Below are 25,338 nucleotides of genomic sequence, written 5' to 3' on the forward strand. Positions count from 1 at the left end.
TCAGGCCGCTTCCATCATGCCTGTCGCGGCTTCCAGGTCCACGGCAACAATACGTGAAACACCCTGCTCCTGCATGGTCACGCCAATGAGTTGCTCGGCCATTTCCATGGCGATCTTGTTGTGACTGATGAAAAGAAACTGTGTTTCCCTGGACATGGCCGTCACCAGTTTGGCATATCGCTCGGTATTGGCATCGTCCAGTGGCGCATCCACCTCGTCGAGCAAACAGAACGGAGCCGGGTTCAGCTGGAAGATCGCAAACACCAGCGCGATGGCTGTCAGCGCCTTCTCGCCACCGGACAACAGGTGAATGGTCTGGTTCTTCTTGCCGGGCGGCTGCGCCATGACCTGAACGCCTGCGTCCAGGATCTCCTCACCAGTCATGACAAGCTTGGCATTGCCGCCACCGAACAACTCGGGGAACATCTTTCCAAAGTGCTGATTCACCGTGTTGAAGGTGTTGCCCAGCAACTCTCTTGTCTCGTTGTCGATCTTGCGAATGGCATCTTCCAGGGTGGTGATGGCTTCCATCAGGTCGGCCGACTGGGCATCGAGAAAATCCTTGCGCTCGCGAGCGGCTGTCAGCTCGTCAAGGGCGGCCAGGTTCACCGCTCCAAGCGCCTGGATCTCCCGGTGTAGGCGGTCAATCTCGCCTTGCAGGCCGCTGAGCTTGACGTTCTCTTCAGCGATGCTCTGTGAGACAGCGGCCAGATCGGCTTCAGCTTCTTCCAGTTGTTGCGTGTACTGCTCCACTCCCAGGCGGGCAGCCTGCTCTTTGAGCTGAAACTGGGTGATGCGCTGGCGCATGGGATCCAGCGCTCTTTCCAGCTGCAGCCGGCGTTCATCGCTGGCACGGAGCTTGTTCGTCAGGTCGTCGTATTCGCTGCGCAGCGCACCCAAGGCCGACTCGCGCTCAGCCTTGACCTCAAGCGCTGATTGCAGTCCCGCCTGCGCTGCGGCATCGGTCAGGCGTGCGAGCTCTTCGTTGGCGCGGACCTGTTCGTCGGCTAACGAGGTCTCCTGGCTTGAGGATGTTTCAAGCGAACGCTGAAGCTCACCCTGACGGGCCTGCAAGGTTCGCAGCGCAAACACGGCTTCCTGCGCCGAACGCTCCAGTGAACGTTGCTGTTCTCGCGCCTGTGTGAGCTGGCGCTCAGCTTCGATCACGGTGTCATCCAGCTGCGCGTGCCGCTCCTGGCTGTCTGCCAGCTGCATGTCCAGCTCCTCAAAGCGCGCCTCGGCTGTGACCCTGCGCTCCTGCAAGCCTTCCAGCTGCACATCGATTTCGCCCAGATCCGATTCGATCTGCTGACTGCGTGAGCGGGTCTGCTCGGCAGCCTGTGTCAGTCGCATGGCTTCGACCTGCAACTCGTGCGCCTTGGTCTTGGCCTCCCCGGCTTCGCGCCGCGCGGCTGTCAGCCGCTGGGATGCGTCGGTATAGGCTGCCTCAGCTCGCACAAGCGCGGTCCGGCTCTCTTCGCAGATCAGGGCCTGCGCCTTGAGTTGCCGGTCCAGGTTCTCGATTTCCTGCGCTCGGGCCAGCATGCCAGCCTGTTCACTGTCAGGCGCATAGAAGCTCACGCTGGAGAGCGTCACCATGTGACCGGCCGGCACAAAAATGGCCTCGCCCGCGCGCAGCTTGTCCCGCAAGCCCATGGCCTCCTCCAGCGAGGCAACCGTGTAGCAACCTGCCAACCAGTCATTCATCAGCGCTTTGAGCCCTGCATCCCCCAGCCGGAGCATGTCTGCCAGTGGCCTGAGGCCGTCGCGTGAAGCCGTCTCTTCGGCACCTCCAGCAGCGAGCGAGTAGAACGCCAGTTTCGCCGGCGGTGCGTCATTGCCGAACGAGCGCACCATCTCCAGGCGCGAGACCTCCAGTGCGTTCATGCGTTCGCGCATGGCAGATTCCAAGGCGGATTCCCAACCTTGCTCTACATGCAGCCGACTCCACAAAGCCTGCAGGCCATCGAGGCCATGCTTGGCCAGCCAGGGCTGCAGCTTGCCATCGGTCTTCACCTTCTCCTGAAGCGCTTTGAGTGCCTCCAGGCGGGCGGAGAGATCAGCCTGTTTGCCTGACTCGGCGTTCACGGCCCGTTGCGCCTCGCGACGCTGCTCGTCAAGCGTCGGCGCACTCTCCTGCAGTTCGACCAGTACCGCTTCAGCCACCTCGGCTGCTTCGCTGGCAGCTTCGTGCTGCTCACGGGCCATGGCCAGCTTTTCATCATCCGGAGTGGCCAGGGCGTTGCGGTCGTTGGTCAGACGTTCGCGACGCGATGTCAGTTGTTGGGACTGCTCTTCGATGCTGCGCTGCTCGGCTGCCAGCACCTGAATCTGCTGCTGCACCTGAGAGACGCTGCTGCGTTGTTCGTTGGCTGCATTCTGGGCCTGTCGCAGCTTGTCTTCCATGGCTGGGAGGCTTGAGGACTGCTCCTCGCCCTGCGCAGCCAGGAGTTCGTTCTTCTCTTCCGCTTCAACAATTGCTCCAGCGATGGTCTCGAGCTCCACGTTGGCTTCGTCTCGGCGGGTGGCCCAGGATGCAATCTGCTCGGTCAGCTGCACCAGCCGCTGCTCGATACGGGTTCGCCCTTCCACCACAAAGCGGATCTCCGCCTCAAGCTTGCCGACTTCTGCGCTCGCCTCGTAGAGGTGGCCTTGTGCCTGGTTCACCTTGTCGCCGGCGGCATAGTGGCTCTGGCGAATGGACTCCAGCTCGGACTCCACCTTGCGCAGATCGGCCATGCGGCTTTCCAGATCGGTGGCAGCCTGTGCCGCTTCGGTCTTGATCTTGGCCTGCTCGGCATCTGCTTCGGCCCGTTTGAGGAACCACAGCTGGTGCTGGCGAAGCGTGGCGCGCGCCTGCAAGTCGTTGTACTTGGCTGCCACTTCGGCCTGGCGCTCAAGCTTCTCCAGGTTGGCGTTGAGTTCGCGCAGGATGTCTTCCACACGCGTGAGGTTCTCTCGCGTGTCGTTCAGGCGGTTGGCCGTTTCGCGACGGCGTTCCTTGTATTTGGATACCCCGGCCGCTTCCTCCAGGAACAGTCGCAGCTCTTCCGGCTTGGATTCAATGATCCGGCTGATCGTGCCCTGTCCGATGATGGCGTAGGCACGCGGGCCAAGACCCGTGCCCAGGAACACGTCCTGCACATCTCGACGACGAACCGGCTGGTTGTTGATGTAGTAGCTGCTGTTGCCGTCCCGCGTGAGCACACGCTTGACCGCAATTTCACCAAACTGGCCCCACTGGCCACCTGCACGATGGTCTGAGTTGTCAAAGACCAGCTCCACGCTCGAGCGGCTGGCAGGCTTGCGGTTGTTGGTGCCGTTGAAGATCACGTCCTGCATGGACTCGCCACGCAGCTCAGACGCCTTGGACTCGCCCAGCACCCAGCGTACTGCGTCCATGATGTTGGACTTGCCACAGCCGTTGGGACCCACCACACCCACCAATTGACCTGGCAGCATGAAGTTGGTGGGCTCGGCAAATGACTTGAAGCCGGACAGCTTGATGGAGTTGAGACGCACGTCGATCCGAAAGCGTTTGTAACCGCTTGATTTATATAGAGAAACCCTCGCCGGGGCCACAATGGCGCAGCCAGCATGATAACCCGACACGGGCCCCGGAATCCCGCGAGAAGGCAGGCACTCGCCGGCTTGGGATAATCGCGTCCATGAACCCGCAACTATCCCTGCTTCAGCCCTATCCCTTTGAGCGCCTGCGCCGCCTTTTTGCGGACGTGACGCCCAGCCCTGCCCACAGCCCGATCAGCCTGGGCATTGGCGAACCACGCCACGCGGCACCGGACCTCCTCAAGAAAGCGCTGGCAGACGCCATCGACGGCGGCCTGAGCAGCTATCCCGCCACAGGGGGCACTCCGGCTTTGCGCCAGGCCTGCGCGGCGTGGCTGCAGCGGCGCTATCAGGTCAATCTGGACCCGGCGACTCAGGTCCTGCCCGTCAACGGCACGCGCGAAGCACTGTTTGCCTTTGCCCAGACGGTGCTTGACGCCAGTGGGTCAGGGGCCACGCTGATGCTGCCCAACCCGTTCTATCAAATCTACGAAGGCGCGGCCTTTCTCGGCGGGGCCCAACCCCACTACGTCCCAAGTGACCCGGCCCGCAATTTCGCCATGGACTGGAACAGCGTACCGGCCGACGTCTGGAAACGCACCCAGTTGCTCTATGTCTGCTCCCCGGGCAACCCCACCGGTGCTGTGATGCCCCTCGAAGAGTGGCAGCGCCTGTTCGACCTGAGCGACGAGCACGGCTTCATCATTGCCTCGGACGAGTGCTACAGCGAAATCTACTTCAGGGACGAGCCCCCCCTGGGTGGCCTTGAGGCTGCCACCCGACTCGGCCGGCACGATTTCAGGCGCCTGCTGATGTTCACCAGCCTTTCCAAGCGCAGCAACGTGCCTGGCCTCCGCAGCGGTTTTGTCGCGGGCGACGCCGATCTGGTCAAGTCCTTCCTTCTCTATCGCACCTACCATGGCGGCGCCATGAGTCCCGTGGTACAGGCCGCCAGCGTGGCTGCCTGGGATGATGAAGAGCACGTCATCGACAATCGTCGGCAATACCGGGAAAAGTTTGCCCAGGTCACGCCCATGTTGGCCCCGCATCTGGACGTCAGCCTGCCGGACGCCGGTTTCTACCTCTGGGCAGGCGTTCCGGAGCGGTTTGCAGATCCGGACAAAGGCCTTACGTCAGATGAAGGCTTCGCCAAGGCGCTGCTGGCTCAATACAATGTCACTGTGTTGCCCGGAAGTTACCTGGCAAGACGTGTGAACGGTATCAATCCCGGCGAAGGCAGGGTCCGCATGGCCTTGGTGGCAGAGCCCGCCGAATGCCTGGAAGCCGCTGGCCGGATCGTTGAGTTCCTCAACGCCTCTGCCTGACCGGTCAGCCGCCGCACTCCCCCTAGAACTCTAGCCATCCAGCGAATTCAGACCTCTGACTTACACATGACCCAACAACTTCAAACCCTGATCGACAACGCCTGGGACAACCGCGCCGAACTCTCTCCTGCATCGGCTCCAAAGGAAGTTCAGGATGCTGTCGAGCACGTGATTGCAGAACTCGACGCCGGCAACTTGCGCGTCGCTACCCGCGAAGGCGTTGGGCAATGGACCGTCCACCAGTGGATCAAGAAGGCTGTTTTGTTGTCTTTTCGCCTCAAAGACAATGAGTTGATGCGCAGCGGCAATCTGGCCTTCTTCGACAAGGTCCAGACCAAGTTTTCCGATATGTCGGAAGCCGACCTCAAGGCCTCGGGCGTGCGCGTGGTCCCCCCTGCAGTGGCACGCCGCGGCAGCTTTGTGGCCAAAGGCGCGGTGCTGATGCCCAGCTACGTCAACATTGGCGCCTACGTGGATGAAGGCACGATGGTCGACACATGGGCCACCGTCGGCTCCTGCGCCCAGGTGGGCAAAAACGTGCACCTCTCCGGTGGCGTGGGCCTTGGCGGCGTGCTCGAACCACTGCAAGCCAACCCGACCATCATTGAAGACAACTGCTTCATCGGCGCCCGATCGGAAATCGTCGAAGGTGTGATCGTGGAAGAAAATTCGGTTGTCTCCATGGGCGTCTACATTGGCCAGAGCACCCCGATCTATGACCGCACCACCGGTGAAGTGACCTACGGCCGCGTCCCTGCCGGCTCGGTCGTGATCAGCGGCAGCCTGCCCAAAGACGACGGGAAATACAGCCTCTACGCGGCCATCATCGTCAAGCGCGTCGACGCACAGACCCGTGCCAAGACCAGCCTCAACGAATTGCTGCGCCCCTGAAGCCAGCTTTTCCTGATATCGCACTGACCCCGAACCCACATCCAATCACAACAGGAGGACGGCATGAGCAGCAATGGAACCATGGAGCGCATCTTGCGCCTGATGGCAGAGAAGAAAGCGTCAGACGTTTACCTCTCGGCCCATGCGCCAGCCATGATCAAGATCAATGGTCAAACCGTCCCCATCAACAGCCAGATTCTCCCTCCCGAGGCGCCGCGCAATCTCATCAACGAGGTCATGCCCGCTTCGCGCATGGAAGAGCTCAACGAAACCGGTGAGCTCAATACGGCTGTTCCACTGGAGGGCGTGGGCAACTTCCGGGTCAGTGCATTTCGTCAGCGGGGACTGTACTCGGTTGTGATCCGGTACGTTCCCAATGAAATTCCTGCTCTCGACTCCCTGAACGTGGCGCCTGTGCTGGCAGACCTGGTCATGGAAAAGCGCGGCCTTTTCCTGATGGTGGGTTCCACCGGTGCCGGCAAGTCCACCACGCTGGCGGCCATGCTCGATCACCGCAATGAGCGACAGAGCGGTCACATCCTCACCATCGAGGACCCGATCGAATACAACTTCCGCAACAAGAAGGCGGTGGTCAACCAGCGCGAAATCGGCACCGACACCATTTCCTTGCAGGTCGGCCTGAAAAATGCCCTGCGTCAGGCGCCGGACGTCATTCTCATCGGCGAGATCCGCGACCGCGAGACCATGTCCGCCGCCATTGCCTATGCGCAATCCGGCCACCTTTGCCTGGCCACACTGCACGCCAACAACAGCTACCAGGCGCTCAACCGTATCCTGAGCTTCTACCCCGTGGAAGTGCGCCCGACCATGCTGGGTGACCTCGCTGCTGCCCTGCGTGCCATCTGCTCGCAGCGCTTGCTGCGCACCCATGCGGGCGGCCGCGTACCGGCCATGGAAGTCATGCTCAACACGGCACTGGTCTCCGACCTGGTCCAGAAGGCCGACTTCTCCGGCGTCCGCGAGGCCATGGAGAAGTCTCTGGCGGAAGGCTCTCAAACCTTCGAGCAGGATCTGGCCCGCCTGGTCAGCGATGGTCTCGTCACCCGTGATGAAGCCATGACCCATGCCGATTCGCCCAACAACCTGTTGTGGCGCCTGCAAAACGACTTTCAAGCTGGTCGCACATCGGCTCACGCGCCGCTGGCGGAAGAAGATCACAGCGATCAGGCCACGTTCACCGAGTTCTCACTGGACGTCAAACACGAATGACCGCTACGCTGCGGCTGACCGAGCAACTCATCTCCCTGCCCTCCGTGACACCAGACGACGCCGGCTGCCTGCCGGTGATCGTCGAACGACTGCGCCCACTCGGCTTCGAGTGCGACGTCTCACAGAGTGGCCCTGATGACTTCCGAGTCACCAACCTATGGGCCCGTCGTGGCTCGGGTCAACGCCCTACCCTGATTTTTGCCGGCCACACCGATGTAGTGCCCACCGGCCCGCTCACTGCGTGGACGAGCGACCCGTTCGTGCCCACACACCGCGAAGGCAAACTGTTCGGGCGCGGCGCGAGCGACATGAAGGCATCACTGGCCGCCATGGTGGTGGCATGCGAGGAGTTCTTCGCCGAGCACCCTGATGCGCCTATCGATGTCGCCTTCCTCCTCACCAGTGACGAAGAAGGTCCGGCCAATGACGGTACAGTGGTGGTTTGCGAAGCACTCAAGGCCAGAGGAGAACGCCTGGACTGGTGCATCGTCGGCGAACCGACTTCGGTCGAGCGCACTGGCGACATGATCAAGAACGGTCGTCGAGGCTCCATGGGGTGCAAGCTCACCGTCAAGGGCATTCAAGGCCATATTGCCTATCCGCACCTGGCCAGAAACCCGGTCCACATGGCCGCACCAGCGCTGGCTGAACTGGCTGCCACGGAATGGGACAAGGGCAACGAGTTCTTCCCACCGACTACCTGGCAGATCAGCAACATCCACGCAGGCACGGGCGCCACCAATGTGATCCCTGGTTCGCTGGAGGTCATTTTCAACTTCCGCTTTTGCACCGAGTCGACCCCCGAGGGCCTGCAAGGCAGGGTGGCAGACATTCTCGCCAGCCACGACCTCCATGCTGGCGAGGACTACGACATCGAGTGGACCGTCAGCGGCCTGCCTTTTCTCACCGGGCGCGGCACCCTGGTGAATGCGGTCAGCATGGCCATTGCCGAAGTCACTGGCATTGACACCGAGCTTTCGACGTCCGGTGGCACCAGCGACGGACGGTTCATCGCTCGAATATGTCCCGAGGTTGTCGAGTTCGGGCCGCCCAATGCCACCATTCACAAGATCGACGAACACGTGTGCCTGAACGACATCGAGCCACTCAAGAACGCCTACCGGCAAGTACTCGTCAATCTGTCTGAGGCCGTCAACGCCGCCGAAGCGGAGCAGGCATGACGCTTGAGGAACTCCATCAGGCGGTGACCCAACGCCTTGAATCCGCTGGCGTGTCCTATGGCCATGGCACCACCTGCGCGCGCGACGAAGCAGCCTGGCTGGTCTTGTGGAAGCTGGACCTTCCTCTGGACACCAACCTCGACGAGGCCGGAGCTTTGAGCGTTTCACAAGAGCAGATCGCCTCGGTTGACGCACTCATCGAACAACGCATCGCAACCCGAAAGCCTGCGGCCTACCTGACCCATGAAGCCTGGCTGCAAGGCGTTTCTTTCTATGTCGATGAACGCGCCATCGTGCCTCGAAGTTTCATTGGCGAGCTGATCGCCGATGCCACCATCGACCCTTGGCTGTCGGACGAGACCCTCAACGTTCTGGACCTGTGCACCGGCAATGGAAGCCTGGCCGTACTGGCCTCCATGGCCTGGCCAGACATCAAGGTGACAGCAGCAGACATCTCCCAGGATGCGTTGGCGGTGGCCCGCATCAACGTGGATCGCCATGACCTCCAGGAGCGCATCACCCTCGTCCACTCCGATGGGCTCGCCCACTGCCCGGGGCCATACGATCTGGTGCTGTGCAATCCGCCGTATGTCAATGCCGCCAGCATGGAGGCTTTGCCGGCCGAATACCGCGCCGAGCCCGAGCTGGCCCTTGCCGGCGGAGAAGACGGCATGGACTTCATTCGCCAGCTGCTGGCTGACCTGCCCGGGCGCTTGTCCGTGCAAGGTGTGGTCGTGCTCGAGATTGGCAACGAACAAACCCATTTTGAAGCAGCCTTCCCTGGACTGGAGGTGTTCTGGCTCGATACCTCCATCGGAGACGATCAGGTCTTGCTGCTGACGGCGGACGCCTTGCGCCGCTGGTCCCAACTTTCATCATGATTCAACTACGAGACATCGTGCTGCGTCGCGGCACCAAGGTGTTGCTTGACCATGCCAGCTGCACCATCAACCCCGGTGAGAGCGTTGGCCTGGTTGGCCGCAATGGCGCCGGCAAGTCCAGCCTCTTCCGCTTGCTTGACGGGACCTTGCACGAAGACAGCGGAGACTTCTCCGTTCCGCAACACTGGCGTGTGGCCCAGGTCGCCCAGAACATGCCCGAAACGGATGAGAGCGCCACGCGCTTTGTGCTCGACGGGGACACGCGCCTGACCGAAGCAGAAGCCGAGGTGGCAGCAGCCGAAGCCAGTGGTGATGGCGAGCGCATGGCCACGGCCTACATGCATGCTCAGGATGCTGGCGTCCACGACGCGCCTGCCCGCGCGCAAGCACTGATTCTGGGCCTTGGCTTCAAGGTCGACGAGCTGGACCGACCGGTCAACAGTTTCTCCGGTGGCTGGCGAATGCGCCTCCAGCTGGCCCGCGCACTCATGTGCCCCAGCGACTTGCTGCTACTCGACGAGCCCACCAACCACCTGGACCTGGATGCTCTGGTCTGGCTGGAAGCGTGGCTCAAGCGCTACGAGGGCACGCTTCTTGTGATCAGCCACGACCGCGAATTCCTCGATGCCATCACTCAGGTCACGGTCCACATCGAGCGCTCCACCCTGCACCGCTACGGCGGCAACTACAGCCGCTTCGAAGAGATGCGTGCCGAACAGCTGAGCCAACAGCAAGCTGCTTTCGAGCGCCAACAGGAGAAGATGGCCCACCTGCAGCGCTTCATCGACCGCTTCAAAGCCAAGGCCACCAAAGCCAAACAGGCGCAAAGCCGGGTCAAGGCACTGGAGCGCATGGAAAAGATCGCACCTGTGCTGGCCGATGCAGAATTCCAGTTCGAGTTCGCCGAGCCACAGAACCTTCCGAATCCGATGCTGGCCATCACCGGAGGTGAGTTCGGCTACCCCGGAGCAGACGGTGCGGCGCCAACGGTCATTGTGCGCAATGTGACCCGCTCCGTCATGGCCGGGCAACGCATTGGTATTCTGGGCGCCAATGGGCAGGGCAAGTCCACGCTGGTCAAGTCCATCGCTGGCGACCTCCAGGCCGTAGCAGGAGAGATCACCCCGGGCAAGGGCCTGCGGATTGGCTATTTCGCCCAGCAAGAACTCGACGTTCTCCATGCTGATGACACGCCACTGACGCACATGATTCGACTTGCGCGTGAGAGTGACAAGGCAGGAACGCTGGTGGGTCAACCCACACGTGAGCTCGACTTGCGCACATTCCTGGGCAGCTTTCAGTTCACTGGCGAACAGGTCAATCAGGCCGTCGGCAGCATGAGCGGCGGCGAAAAGGCGCGACTGGTGCTCTGCATGCTGGTGTGGCAGCGCCCCAACCTGCTGCTGCTGGACGAACCGACCAACCACCTTGACCTCGCCACACGCGAAGCATTGGCTGTTGCACTCAATGAGTTCGAAGGCACCGTCATGCTGGTCAGCCACGACCGTGCATTGCTGCGCTCTGTCTGCGACGAATTCTGGCTGGTCTCCCGCGGAGGCATTGCTCCCTTCGATGGCGATCTCGACGACTACCAACGCTACCTGCTCGATGTCGCCAAACAGGCGCGCGAAGGGGCCAGCAAGAAGCAGCAGGCACCGGTGACGGCAACAGCCATCAGCCAAGCACCTTCTGAGCCAGCAGCCGCGTCCCCCGATCCGGCCGAACCCGCCCAGAAGCGCACTGCGCAGCAGAAAAAGGAAGACGCTCAGCGACGACAACAGCTGGCAGAAAAGCTCAAGCCTCTGAAAAAGGCACTGGCCGCCTGCGAGAAGGAAATGGAGACGCTGGCGACAGAGAAAACCGGCATTGAAGCCAAACTGTGCGAGCCAGCTTCCCCTGCCGATATTGCCGACATGGGCAAAAGGCTCAAGCAGGTGCAGGACAAGCTCGATACCAACGAAGCGCAATGGCTTGAGCTGACTGACGCCATCGAAGCCGCACAGTCAGGAGGCGACTGAAAAAGCAAAGGGCGCGACGCAGCCACTGCTGAACCAAGGCTGCCCTGCCCCCTTCGGCCCCCTTGCCGGCCACAACGCCGTTGCGCCAAAAGCTGCCAGTTGCCGCGCACCAGGCCCAAACAAAAAAGCCCCGATCTTTCGATCAGGGCTTTTTCAGGCTTTCGCCTTGTCTCTGGTAGGACGTGTAGGGTTCGAACCTACGACCAACGGATTAAAAGTCCGCTGCTCTACCAACTGAGCTAACGTCCCACTCACTTCAATGAATCAAGATATGAATTCATTGCTGCGAAGCCTCAGATTATAGCGTCTTTTTTGCCGTTTTGGAAAGACGCCGGAATTTTTTTCGTCCCGGTCGCGATTTGATCCATCAACCATCCGGCCGCACACATGCCAAAGCCTGCTGTCACCGCCACGGACGATCCGTAGCCATGGCAATTGAGTGAAACGTCCGCCGAGCCTCCGTCCACAGCACACGACGCATCCGGAGGCGCGACCGCTTCGCGACTGAACACACAAGTCACGCCCATACGCCCATGGCGTGCGAGCCCGTGGTGCCTACGCAGCTGATAGCGCAAAGAAGCAAGCAAGGGATCGTGTGTCACCTCCCCGAGGTCCAGCATCTCGACCTTGTGGGCAAGACGCTTGCCACCCGCAGCACCCACACTCACGAATGGCACGCGCGAAGTTGCTGCCCACGCAGCCATCGTGGCTTTGGCGCGCACCTGGTCACAGGCATCGATCACTGCGTCGGGCTTGTCTCCGGCTTCGCTCAACAGTGAAGACCAGTTGTCAGGTTCTACAAATGCATCGAGGCACACGACCTCACAATCGGGGTGATAAGACGCAATGCGTTCTTTCAGCGCATCTGCCTTGGACTTGCCAAGGTTCTCGTCTGTGGCCTGAATCTGGCGATTGATGTTGGACTCGGCCACATGATCAAGGTCGATGAGTGTCAGACGCCGAACCCCGGATCGAGCCAGTGCCTCTACGCACCAGGAACCGACCCCACCAAGGCCAGCGATCATCACGTGCGCACGGAACAGGCGCTGCGCACCTTCGACCCCGTACAGACGTCTGAGGCCACCGAATCGCCGCTCATGATCGGGCGAAGGCAGCGGAAAATCAACAAGAGGCTCACTCACGCTCGAGCAACCACATCTGAAACTTGAAACCGCCCAGTGCGCCCAGCACGATGCCGACGACCGCCAACACGCTGGTCAGGCTCATTGTCGACAGACCAGACAAGCCCTGGCCCACCGTGCAGCCCAAAGCGGTGACGCCACCAATACCCATGCAGGTAGCCCCAGCGATATGCAGCGCTGTGTCCTGCGTGTCCCGAAACCCCTCCCAGCGAAAACTGCCATCGAGACGCGACTGAAGAAATGAGCCTGCCACGACGCCCGCCACGGTCGCGACGCTGACCGTCAGCACCTTGTTGGTGTCGCTGAAATAGATCAGCCAGTCCAGGGCATAGGCCATTGGTGCCGTGAACGTCAGCGACTCCATGCGCCCGGTGTTCGTCGCCACGTACACGGCCTCAAGCGTCTGGGGATGCTCGGACACGAATCCCATTGAGCCGCTGACCCACCACATCAGGACAATGACCAGACCCAGACCGAGACCGGCCACCCAGTTGTTCAGCTCGCTGCGGAACTCAGCATCCTTGAGAACCCAAACCAGCATCACCGCCGACAGCACCAGCCCAGACCCCAACGTGGCTTCCGACGGCGCCAGACCTGCCAGGCTCCCCAACCAGGCACCCACATGGCTACCGCCTTGCATGTCAAACGCGATGTTGTCGACTGTCGCCACTCGCCATACCGCAGTCACGCCTCGTAGCGTCGCAAAAGCGGCTAGCCCCATCACGGCAAACACCACGACCGATTTGAGGTTGCCCGCGCCAATGCGAACCAGTGTCTTGCTGCCGCAGCCGGACGCCAGCACCATGCCAAACCCGAACATGGCACCTCCGAGAAGAGCCGACAACCAGAGGATGTGCCCCGAGGCATAGATCGATTGGGAAGGGTCGATCACGCCAAAGTACCCGAGCAAGTGATATCCCGCCATGGCAACCGCCACGGCCATGACCCACTGGCGCACGCGGATCCATGACCCGATGTTCACGGCATCGCTGATCGCACCCATGGTGCAGAAATGCGTGCGTTGCACGATCAGGCCAAACAGCCCACCTACCCCAAAGGCCGCCCATAGCACCCATTGGCGAAGTTGTTCGAATTCAGCGATGTCCATTCAGGGAGATTGTAGGAGAGCAGTCACCCGTTCCGGCACAAAACGGGCGACAACACAATTGAGGGCGGTCACGCAGCAGCAGGCGACAGGCGAGAAAAAAGCCGTATTGGCGACCACCATACGGCTTTCGGGAGAATCCGGCAGACAGCAGCCAATCCGGACACTTTACCTCATGGATTGAAGTCGCTCCTTGGCAACCCCTGCGGCCTCGGCATCCGGATACCGCTTGACCAAGTCCTGAAGCGTCTGTTTGGCCGTCGACTTTTCCTTGAGCTCCAGCAGGCTGTTGGCGGAGGCCAACATGGCTTCAGGTGCTCGTGGATGATCCGGGTAGGTGTTGATCAGGCGGCGATGGGTTCCCACGGCTTCCCTGTAGGCACGGTTCGCAAACTGTGCATTGCCGAGCCAGTAGAGCACCGACGGGGTGTACCCACTGTTCGGGTAGACACGCAGAAAACTGGAAAACGCCATCTCGGCGCGATCAAACTCGGACTTGCGGATGAGGTCGAGGCCCACCGAATAGTCGCGTTGCTCGTCTGGCGTGGCTTCAAACTCACGTCCGTCCAGTACCACGGCCCCACCCTGTCCTTGTGGTCCGGCTGGTGCAGTGGATGCAGGTGGCTGTTGAACGCGCGCCTGCTCCTGCTGTTGCTTGAGCTCATTGAGCTGACGCTGCAGCTCTTCGTTCTGGCCTCGAAGCTGGGCCATCTCGCCTCTCAACTGCTCCAGCTGGCCTGAAAGGTCCAGCATGGAGCGGCGCATGTTCGCGTTGTCCTGCGTCGTCTGGAGGAACTGCTCCTTGGTCGCGTTGAAGTCCTGTCTGAGTTCAATGATGGCCTTGCGGGCCTCATCGTCGCCAAACAGGGCGTGAGCCTGGAGCGGCCAGAGACCGGCCAGAACAACTGTAGAAGTGGCCAGCCACAGGCTGGCCCTTTGAGACGATTTCATGCGCATAGACAGCCAGCAGATCAACGATAAGTCAGCTCAACGCGACGGTTCTTGGCGAACGAGTCTTCGTCGTAGCCCATCACCGCAGGCTTTTCCTCACCAAAGCTGACTGGCTCCATTTGCTCGTCTGCCACGCCCATCAGGGACAGTGCACGGCGAACAGCTTCTGCACGCTTCTGGCCCAGTGCCAGGTTGTATTCGCGGCTGCCGCGCTCATCGGTGTGGCCTTCCAGAGCCACCGAGCGTCCGGCGTTGCCACGCAGGTAGGTCGCATTGGCTTCCAGAATGGAGGTGGCTTCTGCGCGAACCTCGAAGCTGTCGTAGTCGAAATAGACCACACGCTCCATCTCGCCTGGCTGGCCAAGCGTGCTGCCATCGACGCTGCCGCCATTGGCGCCGCCTACGCCCCCACCGTTGACGCCACCATTGGCGCCAGCGGCGTTGCGGTCTTCCACGGCTGCCTGCTCGTCAAGTTTGACGTTCGAGCCACATGCTGCCAGTGTCAAAGTCATCAGCAGCCCGGCCGTGCGCAGCTTCCAGTTGGCGGCGCTGCGAGAGGAGGTTTGCTTCTGTGTCATGGGTTTTTCCCTTTCCTGAGGTTGGGAGTTGCTGGTTGAATAAACTGAAAAATAACGGGTAGCAGCCGAAGGCATCACACGCGAGAGGTAAACGGACCCCAGGCCGGCTCGAAGATATCGCCACTGGCACGAGCCAGCTGCGTCCGAATGCGGCCATCAAGGGTGGTGGTCATCAGTGCCTCTCGGCCCTGGACACGGGTCGCGTACATGATCAGACGACCGTTGGGCGCGAAGCTCGGGCTCTCGTCGTCTGAGGTGTTGGTCAGGGCCGTCACGTTGCCGCTGGCCAGATCCATCAGGTGGAGACGGTCACCACCGCTCACGCGGGAGATGAACGCCATGTATTTGCCGTCGGGGCTGATCGTCGGCGATACGTTGTAGTTGCCACCAAAGGTAATGCGCTGTGCAGCACCGCCGTTGGCACCCATGCGGTAGATCTGCGCCGATCCTCCGCGGTTGCTCACGAAATAGATGCTGCTGCCGTCGCCGCTGAAAGCGGGCTCGGTATCGATGTCGCTGCTCTGGCTCAGGCGCCGAGGCGAGCCTCCACCGGCTGGAATGCTATAGAGCTGGGAGTTTCCGGAAAGCGATAGCGTTGCCACCACGCTGTTGCCATCGGGTGACCAGGCAGGCGCACTGTTGGACCCCCGGAAGCTGGCCAGCAAGCGCCGGGTCTGCGCACCGATATTCTGGGTACGGATCACCGGCTTGCGAGCTTCGAAGGACACATAGGCCACGTTGCGGCCGTCTGGCGCCCACGCAGGCGAAATGATCGACTGGTTGCTGTTGAAGATGGATGCTGAGTTCTCGCCATCAGCGTCAGCGATCCGCAACTGGTAGTTGCGACCGTTCTTCGCCACATAGGCAATGCGCGTGGAGAACACGCCCTTGACCCCTGTGAGCTTCTCGTAGACAAAATCTGAGGTGCGGTGGGCACCGATTCGAAGTCCTCGCTCGTCGACCGTAAAGCCCATGCCGCCAAGGTTGACGCCGCGAACCACATCCCAAAGGCGAGCCGTGATGTCAAAGCGCCCGTCGGCCAGCCGCTTGACGCTGCCAACAACCAGCGCGTCCGTAGAGCGCTCGCGCCACGGCACCATGTCTGGCCGCGAAGTTTCATCGAAACCGCCTGCAACCGGTGGAACAAAGCGGAACTCCCCGCTGCGCTCCAGATCTGCCTGGATGATGGCCGCCACATCCTGGCTGAGTCCTTCATTGCCGCTGAAAGGCGCAATGGAAAAAGGAATCTGCTTCATGCCCACACCAGTGACCTCAACCCGGAACTGGGCCAGGGCTTCAAGTGCAGGGACAGTCAGGAGGGAGGCAGTGGCGGCTTGCTTGAGAAGCGTGCGCCGGGAAGGAGAGGAAGCGTCGGAGCGAGTCTGGTGATGCATTCTGAAGGCAGGAGTCTTGGTGCCAGAAGCGGGCGCAGCTCCCTGAAGAACTGCACAATCCACTGGAGCAGATAATAACGGAACCTGAAGCCACATCCGTGACAAGATGTGCATTGCCATCAGATCAGACATCAGTATTTCACAATTGGCTTACGGGCTACAGAGGCAGAGCCTCCAAAGACCAACAAGTTCCATGCCGTCAGACAATTCGAACAACACTTTGCTGCAGCGACTCAAACGGCTGTGGCCCTATTTCGCTACCGCCAAAGGCGCCATGACCATGGCAGCGGTCGCCACCGTCATCGGCGCTTCCACCGAGCCTCTGATACCGGCGTTGCTCAAGCAGCTGCTGGACAGGGGCTTTTCGGATGGCCATCTCGAGCTGTGGATGGTGCCTGTGGCTCTCATGGGCCTGTTTGGCATCCGTGGCATTGCGGTCTTTCTGGGTCAGTACGCACTGGCCTATACCGCCAACCTGGGCTTGTTCAACATGCGCAAGGCCATGTTCCGAACGCTCAATGAGGCCGACCTGTCGCTGTTCAGCCAGCAAAGCGCCAGCAAACTGTCCAACACACTCGTCTACGAGGTGCAGTCCGGCTCCACCATGCTCGTCAACGCCATGCTGACGGCAACAAAGGACAGCCTCAGCCTCGTCGCCCTGCTCGGCTACCTGCTCTACCTGAACTGGCGGCTGACACTGATTGTGCTGGCCATTGTCCCTGCGCTGGTATTTGTGATGCGGGTGCTTTCAAAACGGCTCTACCGCCTGACACGCACCAGCCAGACTGCAACAGATGAGCTGGCGTACGTGGTGGAAGAAAACGCCCTCGCGCACCGCATGGTTCGCTTGCACGGTGCTCAAGAGCAGCAGACCGACCGTTTCGACGTCCTGGCTCGATCACTGCAGCGACTGGCGCTCAAGTCCACGGTGGCCTTCGCCGCCATGACACCTATCACACAATTGCTGGCGGCCGGTGCCCTGTCTGCCGTGGTGACCATTGCGCTCTGGCAAAGCAGCAGCTCCGGGGTGACGGTGGGCAACTTCGTCGCCTTCGTCACCGCCATGCTGATGCTGATCGCTCCGGTGCGGCACTTGGCCAGCATTGCCGGCCCCATCACACGCGGATTGGCGGCGCTGGAGCGCGCGCAGGAACTCATCGAGCTCACACCCAGCCAGCATGGTGGCACACACCGCGCAGATGCAGTGGCCGGCGACATCGAACTGCGCAATGTCTGGGTCAGATATGCGACGTCCAAGGCTGAGCACGAAGACGGCCTTGGCCGCGCAGCTCTCGCGGGCCTGAGCCTGCATCTGAGCCCGGGCAAGGTCACGGCGCTTGTTGGCCCCTCAGGCTCAGGAAAGAGCACGCTGGCCAATCTGCTGCCCCGTTTTGTTGAAGTGTCGAACGGAGAAATCACGCTTGATGGCACACCTCTGCCTCAATGGGACCTGAACAACCTGCGCCAGCAGATGGCCATGGTCAGCCAGGATGTGGTCATGCTCAACGACTCCCTGGCGGCCAACGTCGCGCTCGGGCAGCAATCCGGCGACATGGATGAGGAGCGGGTTCTCGCGGCACTGCGCTCGGCCAATCTTGGCGAACTGCTGTCCAGCCTGCCCGACGGCATTCACACTGGCGTGGGACACAACGCCACTGAGCTTTCCGGCGGCCAGCGGCAACGGTTGGCGATTGCGCGAGCCATCTACAAGGACGCCCCCATTCTCATCCTCGACGAAGCCACTTCCGCGCTGGACAATGAGTCCGAACGACTGGTTCAGGATGCCCTTTCACGGCTCATGCAGGGCAGGACGACGCTCGTGATCGCCCACCGTTTGAGCACGATCGAACATGCCGACCGGGTCGTGGTGCTTGATCAGGGACGCATCGTGGAAGAAGGCTCGCACCTGGAGCTGCTCAGGGCCAACGGCTTGTATGCCAGGCTGCATGCCCAGGGGTTTGAAAGCCCAGCACCCGACAGCGCCGAGCCCCCCACCGAACAGACTGCGGTCCCGCCGCAAGGACGGTGATGTCACGCTGCCGTTGACTCTCGAGCGTCTCAGGCAGCCCCAAAGAAAAAGCCGCCACGCATGCAGCGCAGCGGCTTTTTTCTCGTGCCCGGAACAGACAACGCAGCCTCACCGGAGGTGAGGCCACTCAGGCCTGAAGTGGCTTCAGAAGCTGAACTGAAGACCCACACCCACGTAGGTAGCGTCTTTCCAGTTCGGGTTGGCTGAGCCGGTCTTGAAGTAGTGGTCAAGGTCGGCGCGCAGCGCAAGGCTGCTGTTCAGGTCATAGGTGAAGCCGACGCCCAAGGTCGGGCGAACCTTGGACTCGTCGTACTCGATCAACCCATTTTGCTGTGTCCAGTGAGTCGAGCGACCCGAGCTGTTGTGGTGATTCACGTTGGCCAGGCCCGCCTTGCCGAACACACGCGCAGCATCGGAGAGTTGCTTGCCAACCGTGGCGCGCAAACCGAAGATGCGTGTCCCCATGGACGCGACATAGTCGTTGGCAGCGGTGTACTCAAGGCGCTTGCCGCCCTGATAAAAGACTTCCCCGCCCCACATGTCATTGAACTGGTAGCCAAAACCGAACTGCGCGCCGATCTTGTTGTCCTTGTCATTGATGTCGTGGCCTGCAAGGGCACCGTCATAGCGCACAGAGTCAAACACGCTGCCGGCAGTGCCGAAAACGTACATGTTCTTGCGTGGAGCTGCCTTGGGCTCGACGGGTGCTGGCGCAGCAGCAGCGGGCGCGGGTGCCGCAGGTGCCGCCGCCGGAGCCGGAGCAGCCTTGGGTGCTGGGGCCGGCACTGGGCGCGGTTTGTCCTCAGAGAAACGGTTGTCGCAGAAACGCATGCTTACCCGCACGGTCTCGCCGTCCTTGTTCAGGTACTTGTTGACCGGCATGTCAGGGCTGTAGGGGACATACTTGCCCTGCAGCGCTTTGGCCACACCATTGCGGCCCATGCCACGGGCGACGCCCAGATCGCAGGCACCGCGCTCGTAGTCGGGACCCAGGTCTGACAGCTTGCCTGGGACAACCTTGACCTCACCCTTGCGGCGCTTTGGCGGCATCTTGGTGGAAGGCTCGTAGAACTTGGCAGAGCCATCGATGACGGCGGCATCACATTCTGCGGCAGTGTCATAGCCGACGTTACCGTGGGAATCCTTCACCATGCCTGCATGGGCTTGCATGCTGAATACGGCCGACCCGATGACGGACAGGGCGAATGCGCTTTGCTTGAGGTTCATTGCAAGTACCTTTTTCTTTCAATGGGAACACATAAATACCGTTGAGTACCCAAGGAGTCTAACGGGACAAAAAGAGCACCTTTGTAGGACATGGCGCCTTTTGATGCGCTGCCGCATCAGTATGCACAGATTTTTCACGCAAAGGCGCGAAACAATTTGTGCGCGTCCCCAGAAAAGGCATATCCAGGCCGATTCAGGCCATTTGACCCCGCCGCTTGGGCTCAGAGCAGCACAATATCGTATTGTTCCTGCGTCATGGAGCCCTCGGCCTGAAGCGAAATCGGCTTTCCAATGAAGTCGGACAGGCCTGCCAGGTGTTGGCTTTCTTCATCAAGAAACAGCTCGATCACGGCAGATGAGGCAATGACCCGGAACTCCAGCGGGTTGAACGCTCTGGCCTCGCGCAGAATCTCTCGCAGAATGTCATAGCAGACGCTGCGCGCCGTCTTGACGATGCCTTTGCCTGTACAGGCACCGCACGGCTCGCACAATACGTGCGCCAGCGATTCGCGCGTGCGTTTGCGAGTCATCTCCACCAGCCCAAGCTGCGAGAAACCCCCAATCATGGTTTTGACACGGTCGCGCCCCAACTGCTTGCGGAACTCAGCGAGCACGGCTTCCCGGTGCTCGTCCCGGTTCATATCGATGAAGTCGACAATGATGATGCCGCCCAGGTTGCGAAGCCGCAGCTGGCGGGCTATGGCTTGGGCCGCCTCAAGATTGGTCCGGAATACCGTATCGTCAAAATTGCGAGCACCGACATATCCGCCAGTGTTCACGTCCACCGTGGTCAGAGCTTCCGTCTGGTCAATGACAAGGTAGCCGCCCGATTTGAGGTCGACACGGCGGCTCAGCGCCCTGGCAATGTCCTCATCGATGTTGAAAAGGTCAAAAATGGGCCGTTCGCCGCTGTAATGCTCGAGCTTGCCTTCGGTATCCGGCATGAACTCCGATGCGTATTCGCGCAACAAGTCGTATTGCTCTCTGGAGTCGACTTGGATGGACGCGGTATCGGCACTCACCAGATCGCGCAGTACCCGTTGCATCAGGCTCAGGTCCTGGTGCAGGACGCTGGCAGGCGGTTTGCGCGCGGCTCCATCGCGAATTTTCTGCCAGGTCTTGCGCAGGTAAGCGATGTCATCCGACAGTTCTTCATCGGTCGCGTCTTCCGCGTTGGTGCGCAGAATGAATCCACCTCCGCCTTCGGCGGCAAGCCGCCCCACCCTGGTGCGAAGGGACTCACGCTGCGCATGGGGGATCTTCTGCGACACGCCGATATGGTCGTCCTGTGGCAGAAACACCAGCAGGCGACCAGCAATGCTGATTTGTGCAGTCAGGCGAGCGCCCTTGGTGCCAAGAGGGTCCTTGAGCACCTGCACCATGAGCGCCTGCCCTTCGAAGATCTGGCGCTCGATGGGTTGTACAGGGTCAGGCGCCAGAACTTTGATGTTGCTACCACCCTCGCCTTCGCCCTTGCCTTCTCCTGGCTTGCCTACGCCTGCCGCAGTACGCGGGGTTGCATGGCGGGCAGCGATGTTGGGCATCAGGTCCGCCACGTGAAGAAAGGCGGCACGGTCAAGACCGATGTCGATGAACGCTGACTGCATGCCAGGAAGCACACGCGAGACTTTGCCCAGGTAGATGTTCCCCACCAGGCCTCTCTCGAGCGTGCGCTCCATGTGCACTTCTTGCACTGCGCCTTGTTCAACGACTGCCACCCGGGTTTCCTGCGGCGACCAGTTGATGAGAATGTCCTGACTCATGGGGTGCAGATAGCGCTGGGCTTTGGCAGGCGGCTGGTGGCTGCCCTCTGAAGCGCCACTTTCACCTGATTGGTCCTTTGCATCGCTGTTCGTCATCGGATGGGTATTGCTCATAAAACTCTGATTCCCGCCTGCTCCAGCAGTTTCGCGGTTTCGTGAGCAGGAAGGCCCATGATGCCGGAATAACTGCCAGTCATGTGGCTGACCCAGGTCGCCGCCAGCCCCTGAATGGCATAGGCGCCAGCTTTTCCCATGGGTTCGCCCGTGTTCACGTAGCGCTTGATACGCGCAGGCGCCAAGGCTTCAAACGTGACCGTCGATCGTGATGTGGCCTGCCATGCCTGGTCTTTTCGGGATCTGACTACCCCGACGGCCACCGACGTCAGAACCCGATGCTGCTGGCCCGACAGGCGCCCAAGCATTCTCGCTGCATCAATGGGAGACTCGGGTTTGCCAAGAATCTCGCGACCCAGCGCGACCGTGGTGTCGGCGCAAAGCACCGGCGCAGGCGGAAGGCCTCTGCGACGCAGGCGTGCCAGCGCAGCATCGAGCTTCAGTCGGGTCACGCGCTCGACATAGCGCAGAGGGGATTCACCAGGAAGGACTTCCTCCAGTGCTTCCGCATCGGTGTCATCGTCATCGCCGGGCAGCAGCAACTCGCATTGAACGTTCCATTGCTCCAGCAGTTGCCGGCGACGAGGGCTCTGAGAGGCAAGGTAGATCCAGGACATAGGCTTCAAAGTGACCACGCAGCGAAGGCGACGGGTGAGTCACTCACGATGATAGGGGTGGTTGGCGTTGATGGACCACGCTCGATAAACCTGCTCGATGAGCAGTACTCGCACCATGGCATGAGGCAGCGTCATGTCGGAGAGCCTGATGCGCTGATGGGCGCTCTCGCGCAGGGCGGGATCAAGCCCATCGGGGCCACCGATGATGAGTGCCACATCATCTCCGCCCAGTTGCCATTGCTGAACCTGCTTGGCCAGCGCTTTGGTGTTCAGTGCTTTCCCCCGCTCATCCAGCACCACCTTGCGGCACCCTTTGGGAAGGGCTGCTTCAATGCGATCGCGCTCTGCCGCCATCAGCACCTCTGGTGTCTTGCCTCCGCCACGCGCCTCGGTCTTGACGGCGCGCAGCTCGACCTTGAAGTCGAGCGGAAAGCGCTTGGCATAGTCGTCGTAGGCTTCTTGCGCCCAGCTCGGCACACGCTGTCCTACGGCAACGATCACAATCTTCATCGGACTGCGACGCCAGCCGATCAGGCTTTCTTGCGAGGGGCCGACTTGGCCGCGGCTTTCTTGGCAGGTGCCTTCTTGGCGGCAGGCTTCTTCACGGGTGCCTTTTTGGCAGCGGCCTTTTTGGTGGCGGGTGCTTTCGCCGGCGCTTTCTTGACTGGACTCTTGGACGCGGCCTTCTTCGCCGGCGTCTTGCCCTCTCCTGCTGCGGCCTTGGTAGCTGCAGGCTTGGCACGCTTGGCCGACGCATTCTTGAGGCGCACCGGTTTGTCGCCCCAGATCTCTTCCAGGCGGTAGTACTGGCGAATCACGGGCTGCATGATGTGGGCAACGGCCGCACCGCAGTCGACGATGATCCACTCGCCTACATCTTCACCTTCAATGCGCGGTTTGTCGAAACCGGCGTCCTTGACGGCATCGCGCACGCTGGCGGCCAGCGCCTTGGTTTGCCGGTTGGAGTTTCCGCTGGCGATGATGACGCGCTCGAACAAGGGCGAGAGATCCAGCGTGTTGAACACCTGGATATCGTGGGCCTTGACGTCTTCGAGGCCGTCAACAATGGCCTTCTGCAGTCGCTGGATCTCTTTCTTTGCCGCTGTTTCGCTGCTCATGTATGGGTCTGGTAAAGGTGATGTTGAGAAATATAGTCTGCAACGGCAGGTTGCACCAGCGCTTCATGCGCCGAATGCGGCCCCACCGGCCTCGAGAACCGCGCCCGGACGGCCGTGGCACTGACATTGGTCGGGGGCATGTCGAGCTGGACAAACGGGAGGTCGACACCTGAGAGGTCTGTCATTGGATGCCCCTCGGAAACTGCATCCACCCCGATGTGTACAGCACGATTGGCCACCGCCAACGTTGCCTTGCTCATGACGTCCTGCCAACGCATCCAGGTCTTGAACGCGAGCAACTGATCCGCCCCAAGTACTAGGAACAGCTGGGCCCCCGGGTATTCGCGCGCCAGCTCACCCAGCGTATCGGCAGTATACGTGGCCCCTTCCCGCCTTGTCTCCCGGGGATCCACCCGGGTGTTGGGCAAGTCACCAAAGGCCAGCAGGCTCATGGCCAGGCGATGGTCTGCTTCCGTCAGGGTTCGGGCCTTGTGCCAGGCCTGCCCTGTTGGAAGCACCAGCAGCAAATCCAGATTCAACTGCGCCAGAGCGGATTCCGCCAGACTTCTGTGCGCCAGATGGGGCGGATCAAATGCCCCCCCGAACATTCCCACACGGCGAATGTCCGGGCGTGAAGATGCAGTGGTCACACCCAGTCCTTGCGCACCAGAAATGTCTTGTAGAGCGCCTCTTCCGGCGTCCCTGGTCGAGACACACGGTTGTATGCCCAGCTCACCAGAGGCGGCATGGAAAGGAGAATGGACTCAGTCCGTCCCCCCGATTGCAGACCGAAGTGGGTGCCCCGGTCCCAGACCAGGTTGAACTCCACATAGCGCCCACGACGATAGAGCTGGAAACTGCGCTCGCGCTCGCCCCATTCCATGCCTTTGCGCCGGTCGACGATGGGTAAGTAGGCATCCAGGAACGCATCGCCTACAGAAGACATCATGGCGAATCCGCCATCTGCTCCCAGTTCGGAAAAATCATCAAAAAACACGCCACCGATGCCGCGCTGTTCATTGCGGTGCTTGAGGTAAAAGTACTCATCGCACCAGGTCTTGAACCGCGGATACTTGTCGACACCGAACGGATCCAGCGCGTTCTTGCACGTCTGGTGGAAGTGCACCGCATCTTCTTCAAACCCATAGTAGGGTGTGAGATCCATGCCGCCACCGTACCAGCTCACTGCAGGCCCCTTGGCGGGTTTGGCCTGGATCATGCGCACGTTCATGTGAACGGTGGGCACATAAGGGTTGCGGGGGTGGAACACGAGCGAAACACCCATTGCCTCAAACGGTGCGCCGGCAAGCTCCGGGCGGTGCTGTGTGGCAGACGGAGGCAACTGCGGTCCGCTGACATGCGAAAAACCGCACCCTGCCCGCTCAAAGACGGGGCCATCCTCGAGAATCTGGGTAATCCCCGTCCCCTGCAGCTGCTCTCCCTTGGGTTTCTTCCACTGGTCCACCGTAAATCCGGAACCATCAACCATCGCCACGGTTGTGGTGATGCGGGATTGCAGATCCTTCAGGTACTGACCTACCTTTTTGGCGTGATCGCTCATGTTGCTCCGTTTGAGTCCCAAAAACTGACCGGGGTGCGTGGCTGGACAGGGCTGGCATGGCGAGGCCTGAAGCCCTTGACGGCGCCATAGGCGTCAGCGATCCGCTTGAACTCGGCGTCCAGGTTGTCGCCCATGTGCAAGATGCCAGCCACTTCCAGTGCGTGCCGCTCATAGTCAAGTGCAGCCAGTATGACGGGTACGTCTGCTCCCTGTGCCACTCGGTAGAACCCGTCAAACCATCCGTTTGCCTCGCGTCGTCCCCCTTCGGGAAACATGACTACCCACAGCCGGGCATCGCTTTGCCGGGCCGCCGCGAATCTGGCCAGCAGTTCGCCAACCATGGCATGGCGGTTCTCCTGGGTGACCACGATCCCGCCCATTTTTCGTAACCATCGGCCAATGACCGGCAGACGTGTGATCCGTCCCTCCATGAGGAAACTCACCGGCATGTCCAGCGCAACAAGTACCAGCATCAGGACCACATAGTCCGTGTAGCACGTGTGCGGGTAGAGCGTGACCACCCCACGGCGGATGCCGCCGACATCAAAGTGAACCTCCCAGCCGAGTCGGCGAAGCATGCGCCGCGCCCAGCGAGCACGCTTGGATGTCTCTGGGTCAAGCTGACTGATGGGCATCTTGGGGAGCA

The 25,338-nt window shown here is 61.0% G+C and carries 21 protein-coding genes and 1 tRNA gene; 7 read left to right on the forward strand and 15 right to left on the reverse strand.

Annotated features, from left to right (window positions below):
• A complete protein-coding gene (smc, locus tag ABWV89_RS04640; RefSeq protein ID WP_353394734.1) occupies positions 1–3,522 on the reverse strand; it encodes a chromosome segregation protein SMC in 3,522 nt (1,173 codons plus the stop codon).
• A 146-nt stretch (positions 3,523–3,668) separates the two neighbouring features.
• On the opposite strand from smc, the gene dapC reads away from it, so the two are divergent.
• The 6 genes from dapC (at position 3,669) to ABWV89_RS04670 (ending at position 11,093) form a co-directional block, all read left to right on the forward strand.
• Positions 3,669–4,892, forward strand: a complete 1,224-nt coding sequence (gene dapC, locus ABWV89_RS04645) for a succinyldiaminopimelate transaminase (protein ID WP_353394736.1) — start codon at positions 3,669–3,671, stop codon at positions 4,890–4,892.
• Positions 4,893–4,958: 66 nt separating this feature from the next.
• Positions 4,959–5,783, forward strand: coding sequence for a 2,3,4,5-tetrahydropyridine-2,6-dicarboxylate N-succinyltransferase (gene dapD / locus ABWV89_RS04650; protein WP_353394738.1), 825 nt, complete (start codon positions 4,959–4,961; stop codon positions 5,781–5,783).
• 63 nt (positions 5,784–5,846) lie between these two features.
• Entirely contained in the window at positions 5,847–7,013 is a 1,167-nt protein-coding gene (locus ABWV89_RS04655) for a PilT/PilU family type 4a pilus ATPase (RefSeq protein ID WP_353394740.1), read from the forward strand.
• The gene (gene dapE / locus ABWV89_RS04660) at positions 7,010–8,194 is read left to right on the forward strand and encodes a succinyl-diaminopimelate desuccinylase (RefSeq protein WP_353394742.1); all 1,185 of its coding nucleotides are present in this window, start codon (positions 7,010–7,012) and stop codon (positions 8,192–8,194) included. Before ABWV89_RS04655 ends, dapE begins: the two co-directional genes overlap by 4 nt.
• The gene (prmB, locus tag ABWV89_RS04665; protein ID WP_353394744.1) at positions 8,191–9,075 is read left to right on the forward strand and encodes a 50S ribosomal protein L3 N(5)-glutamine methyltransferase; all 885 of its coding nucleotides are present in this window, start codon (positions 8,191–8,193) and stop codon (positions 9,073–9,075) included. Before dapE ends, prmB begins: the two co-directional genes overlap by 4 nt.
• Positions 9,072–11,093, forward strand: a complete 2,022-nt coding sequence (locus ABWV89_RS04670) for an ATP-binding cassette domain-containing protein (protein ID WP_353394746.1) — start codon at positions 9,072–9,074, stop codon at positions 11,091–11,093. Before prmB ends, ABWV89_RS04670 begins: the two co-directional genes overlap by 4 nt.
• Before the next feature lie 173 nt (positions 11,094–11,266).
• Here ABWV89_RS04670 and ABWV89_RS04675 read toward each other — a convergent pair.
• The 6 genes from ABWV89_RS04675 to tolB form a co-directional block, all read right to left on the reverse strand.
• Positions 11,267–11,342 (reverse strand) — tRNA-Lys (locus ABWV89_RS04675).
• Between the two features lie 44 nt (positions 11,343–11,386).
• The gene (locus ABWV89_RS04680) at positions 11,387–12,235 is read right to left on the reverse strand and encodes a tRNA threonylcarbamoyladenosine dehydratase (RefSeq protein ID WP_353394748.1); all 849 of its coding nucleotides are present in this window, start codon (positions 12,233–12,235) and stop codon (positions 11,387–11,389) included.
• The gene (locus ABWV89_RS04685; RefSeq protein WP_353394749.1) at positions 12,228–13,343 is read right to left on the reverse strand and encodes a YeeE/YedE family protein; all 1,116 of its coding nucleotides are present in this window, start codon (positions 13,341–13,343) and stop codon (positions 12,228–12,230) included. The genes ABWV89_RS04680 and ABWV89_RS04685 overlap by 8 nt, the downstream gene beginning before the upstream one ends.
• 165 nt (positions 13,344–13,508) lie before the next feature.
• The gene (ybgF, locus tag ABWV89_RS04690; RefSeq protein ID WP_353394752.1) at positions 13,509–14,291 is read right to left on the reverse strand and encodes a tol-pal system protein YbgF; all 783 of its coding nucleotides are present in this window, start codon (positions 14,289–14,291) and stop codon (positions 13,509–13,511) included.
• Between the two features lie 20 nt (positions 14,292–14,311).
• Positions 14,312–14,869, reverse strand: coding sequence for a peptidoglycan-associated lipoprotein Pal (gene pal, locus ABWV89_RS04695; RefSeq protein ID WP_502903129.1), 558 nt, complete (start codon positions 14,867–14,869; stop codon positions 14,312–14,314).
• Between the two features lie 74 nt (positions 14,870–14,943).
• Positions 14,944–16,263: a Tol-Pal system beta propeller repeat protein TolB gene (tolB, locus tag ABWV89_RS04700; protein ID WP_353394754.1), complete on the reverse strand. Its 1,320-nt coding sequence runs from the start codon at positions 16,261–16,263 to the stop codon at positions 14,944–14,946.
• 193 nt (positions 16,264–16,456) lie between these two features.
• Here tolB and msbA point away from each other — a divergent pair, with 193 nt between their 5' ends.
• Complete coding sequence (gene msbA, locus ABWV89_RS04705; protein ID WP_353394756.1) at positions 16,457–18,292, forward strand: lipid A export permease/ATP-binding protein MsbA; 1,836 nt, start codon at positions 16,457–16,459, stop codon at positions 18,290–18,292.
• 144 nt (positions 18,293–18,436) lie between these two features.
• Here msbA and ABWV89_RS04710 read toward each other — a convergent pair whose 3' ends face one another.
• From ABWV89_RS04710 to ABWV89_RS04745, 8 genes are all read right to left on the reverse strand, one after another.
• A complete protein-coding gene (locus ABWV89_RS04710; RefSeq protein ID WP_353394758.1) occupies positions 18,437–19,519 on the reverse strand; it encodes an outer membrane beta-barrel protein in 1,083 nt (360 codons plus the stop codon).
• Between the two features lie 221 nt (positions 19,520–19,740).
• A complete protein-coding gene (locus ABWV89_RS04715; protein WP_353395173.1) occupies positions 19,741–21,282 on the reverse strand; it encodes an Rne/Rng family ribonuclease in 1,542 nt (513 codons plus the stop codon).
• Between the two features lie 110 nt (positions 21,283–21,392).
• Positions 21,393–22,013, reverse strand: coding sequence for a Maf family protein (locus tag ABWV89_RS04720; protein WP_353394760.1), 621 nt, complete (start codon positions 22,011–22,013; stop codon positions 21,393–21,395).
• Positions 22,014–22,052: 39 nt separating this feature from the next.
• Positions 22,053–22,523, reverse strand: a complete 471-nt coding sequence (gene rlmH, locus ABWV89_RS04725) for a 23S rRNA (pseudouridine(1915)-N(3))-methyltransferase RlmH (protein WP_353394762.1) — start codon at positions 22,521–22,523, stop codon at positions 22,053–22,055.
• Between the two features lie 20 nt (positions 22,524–22,543).
• Positions 22,544–23,131 (reverse strand): ribosome silencing factor, encoded by a 588-nt coding sequence (gene rsfS / locus ABWV89_RS04730; protein WP_353394764.1) that lies wholly within the window; start codon positions 23,129–23,131, stop codon positions 22,544–22,546.
• Positions 23,128–23,781, reverse strand: a complete 654-nt coding sequence (nadD, locus tag ABWV89_RS04735; RefSeq protein WP_353394766.1) for a nicotinate (nicotinamide) nucleotide adenylyltransferase — start codon at positions 23,779–23,781, stop codon at positions 23,128–23,130. The genes rsfS and nadD overlap by 4 nt, the downstream gene beginning before the upstream one ends.
• Positions 23,778–24,692, reverse strand: a complete 915-nt coding sequence (gene hemF, locus ABWV89_RS04740) for an oxygen-dependent coproporphyrinogen oxidase (RefSeq protein ID WP_353394768.1) — start codon at positions 24,690–24,692, stop codon at positions 23,778–23,780. Before hemF ends, nadD begins: the two co-directional genes overlap by 4 nt.
• Positions 24,689–25,270, reverse strand: a complete 582-nt coding sequence (locus tag ABWV89_RS04745) for a 1-acyl-sn-glycerol-3-phosphate acyltransferase (RefSeq protein ID WP_353394770.1) — start codon at positions 25,268–25,270, stop codon at positions 24,689–24,691. The genes hemF and ABWV89_RS04745 overlap by 4 nt, the downstream gene beginning before the upstream one ends.
• Between the last annotated feature and the right edge of the window lie 68 nt (positions 25,271–25,338).

Origin of the sequence: Hydrogenophaga sp. 5NK40-0174 (genome assembly GCF_040372165.1) — a bacterium.
Classification (GTDB): domain Bacteria; phylum Pseudomonadota; class Gammaproteobacteria; order Burkholderiales; family Burkholderiaceae_C; genus Hydrogenophaga.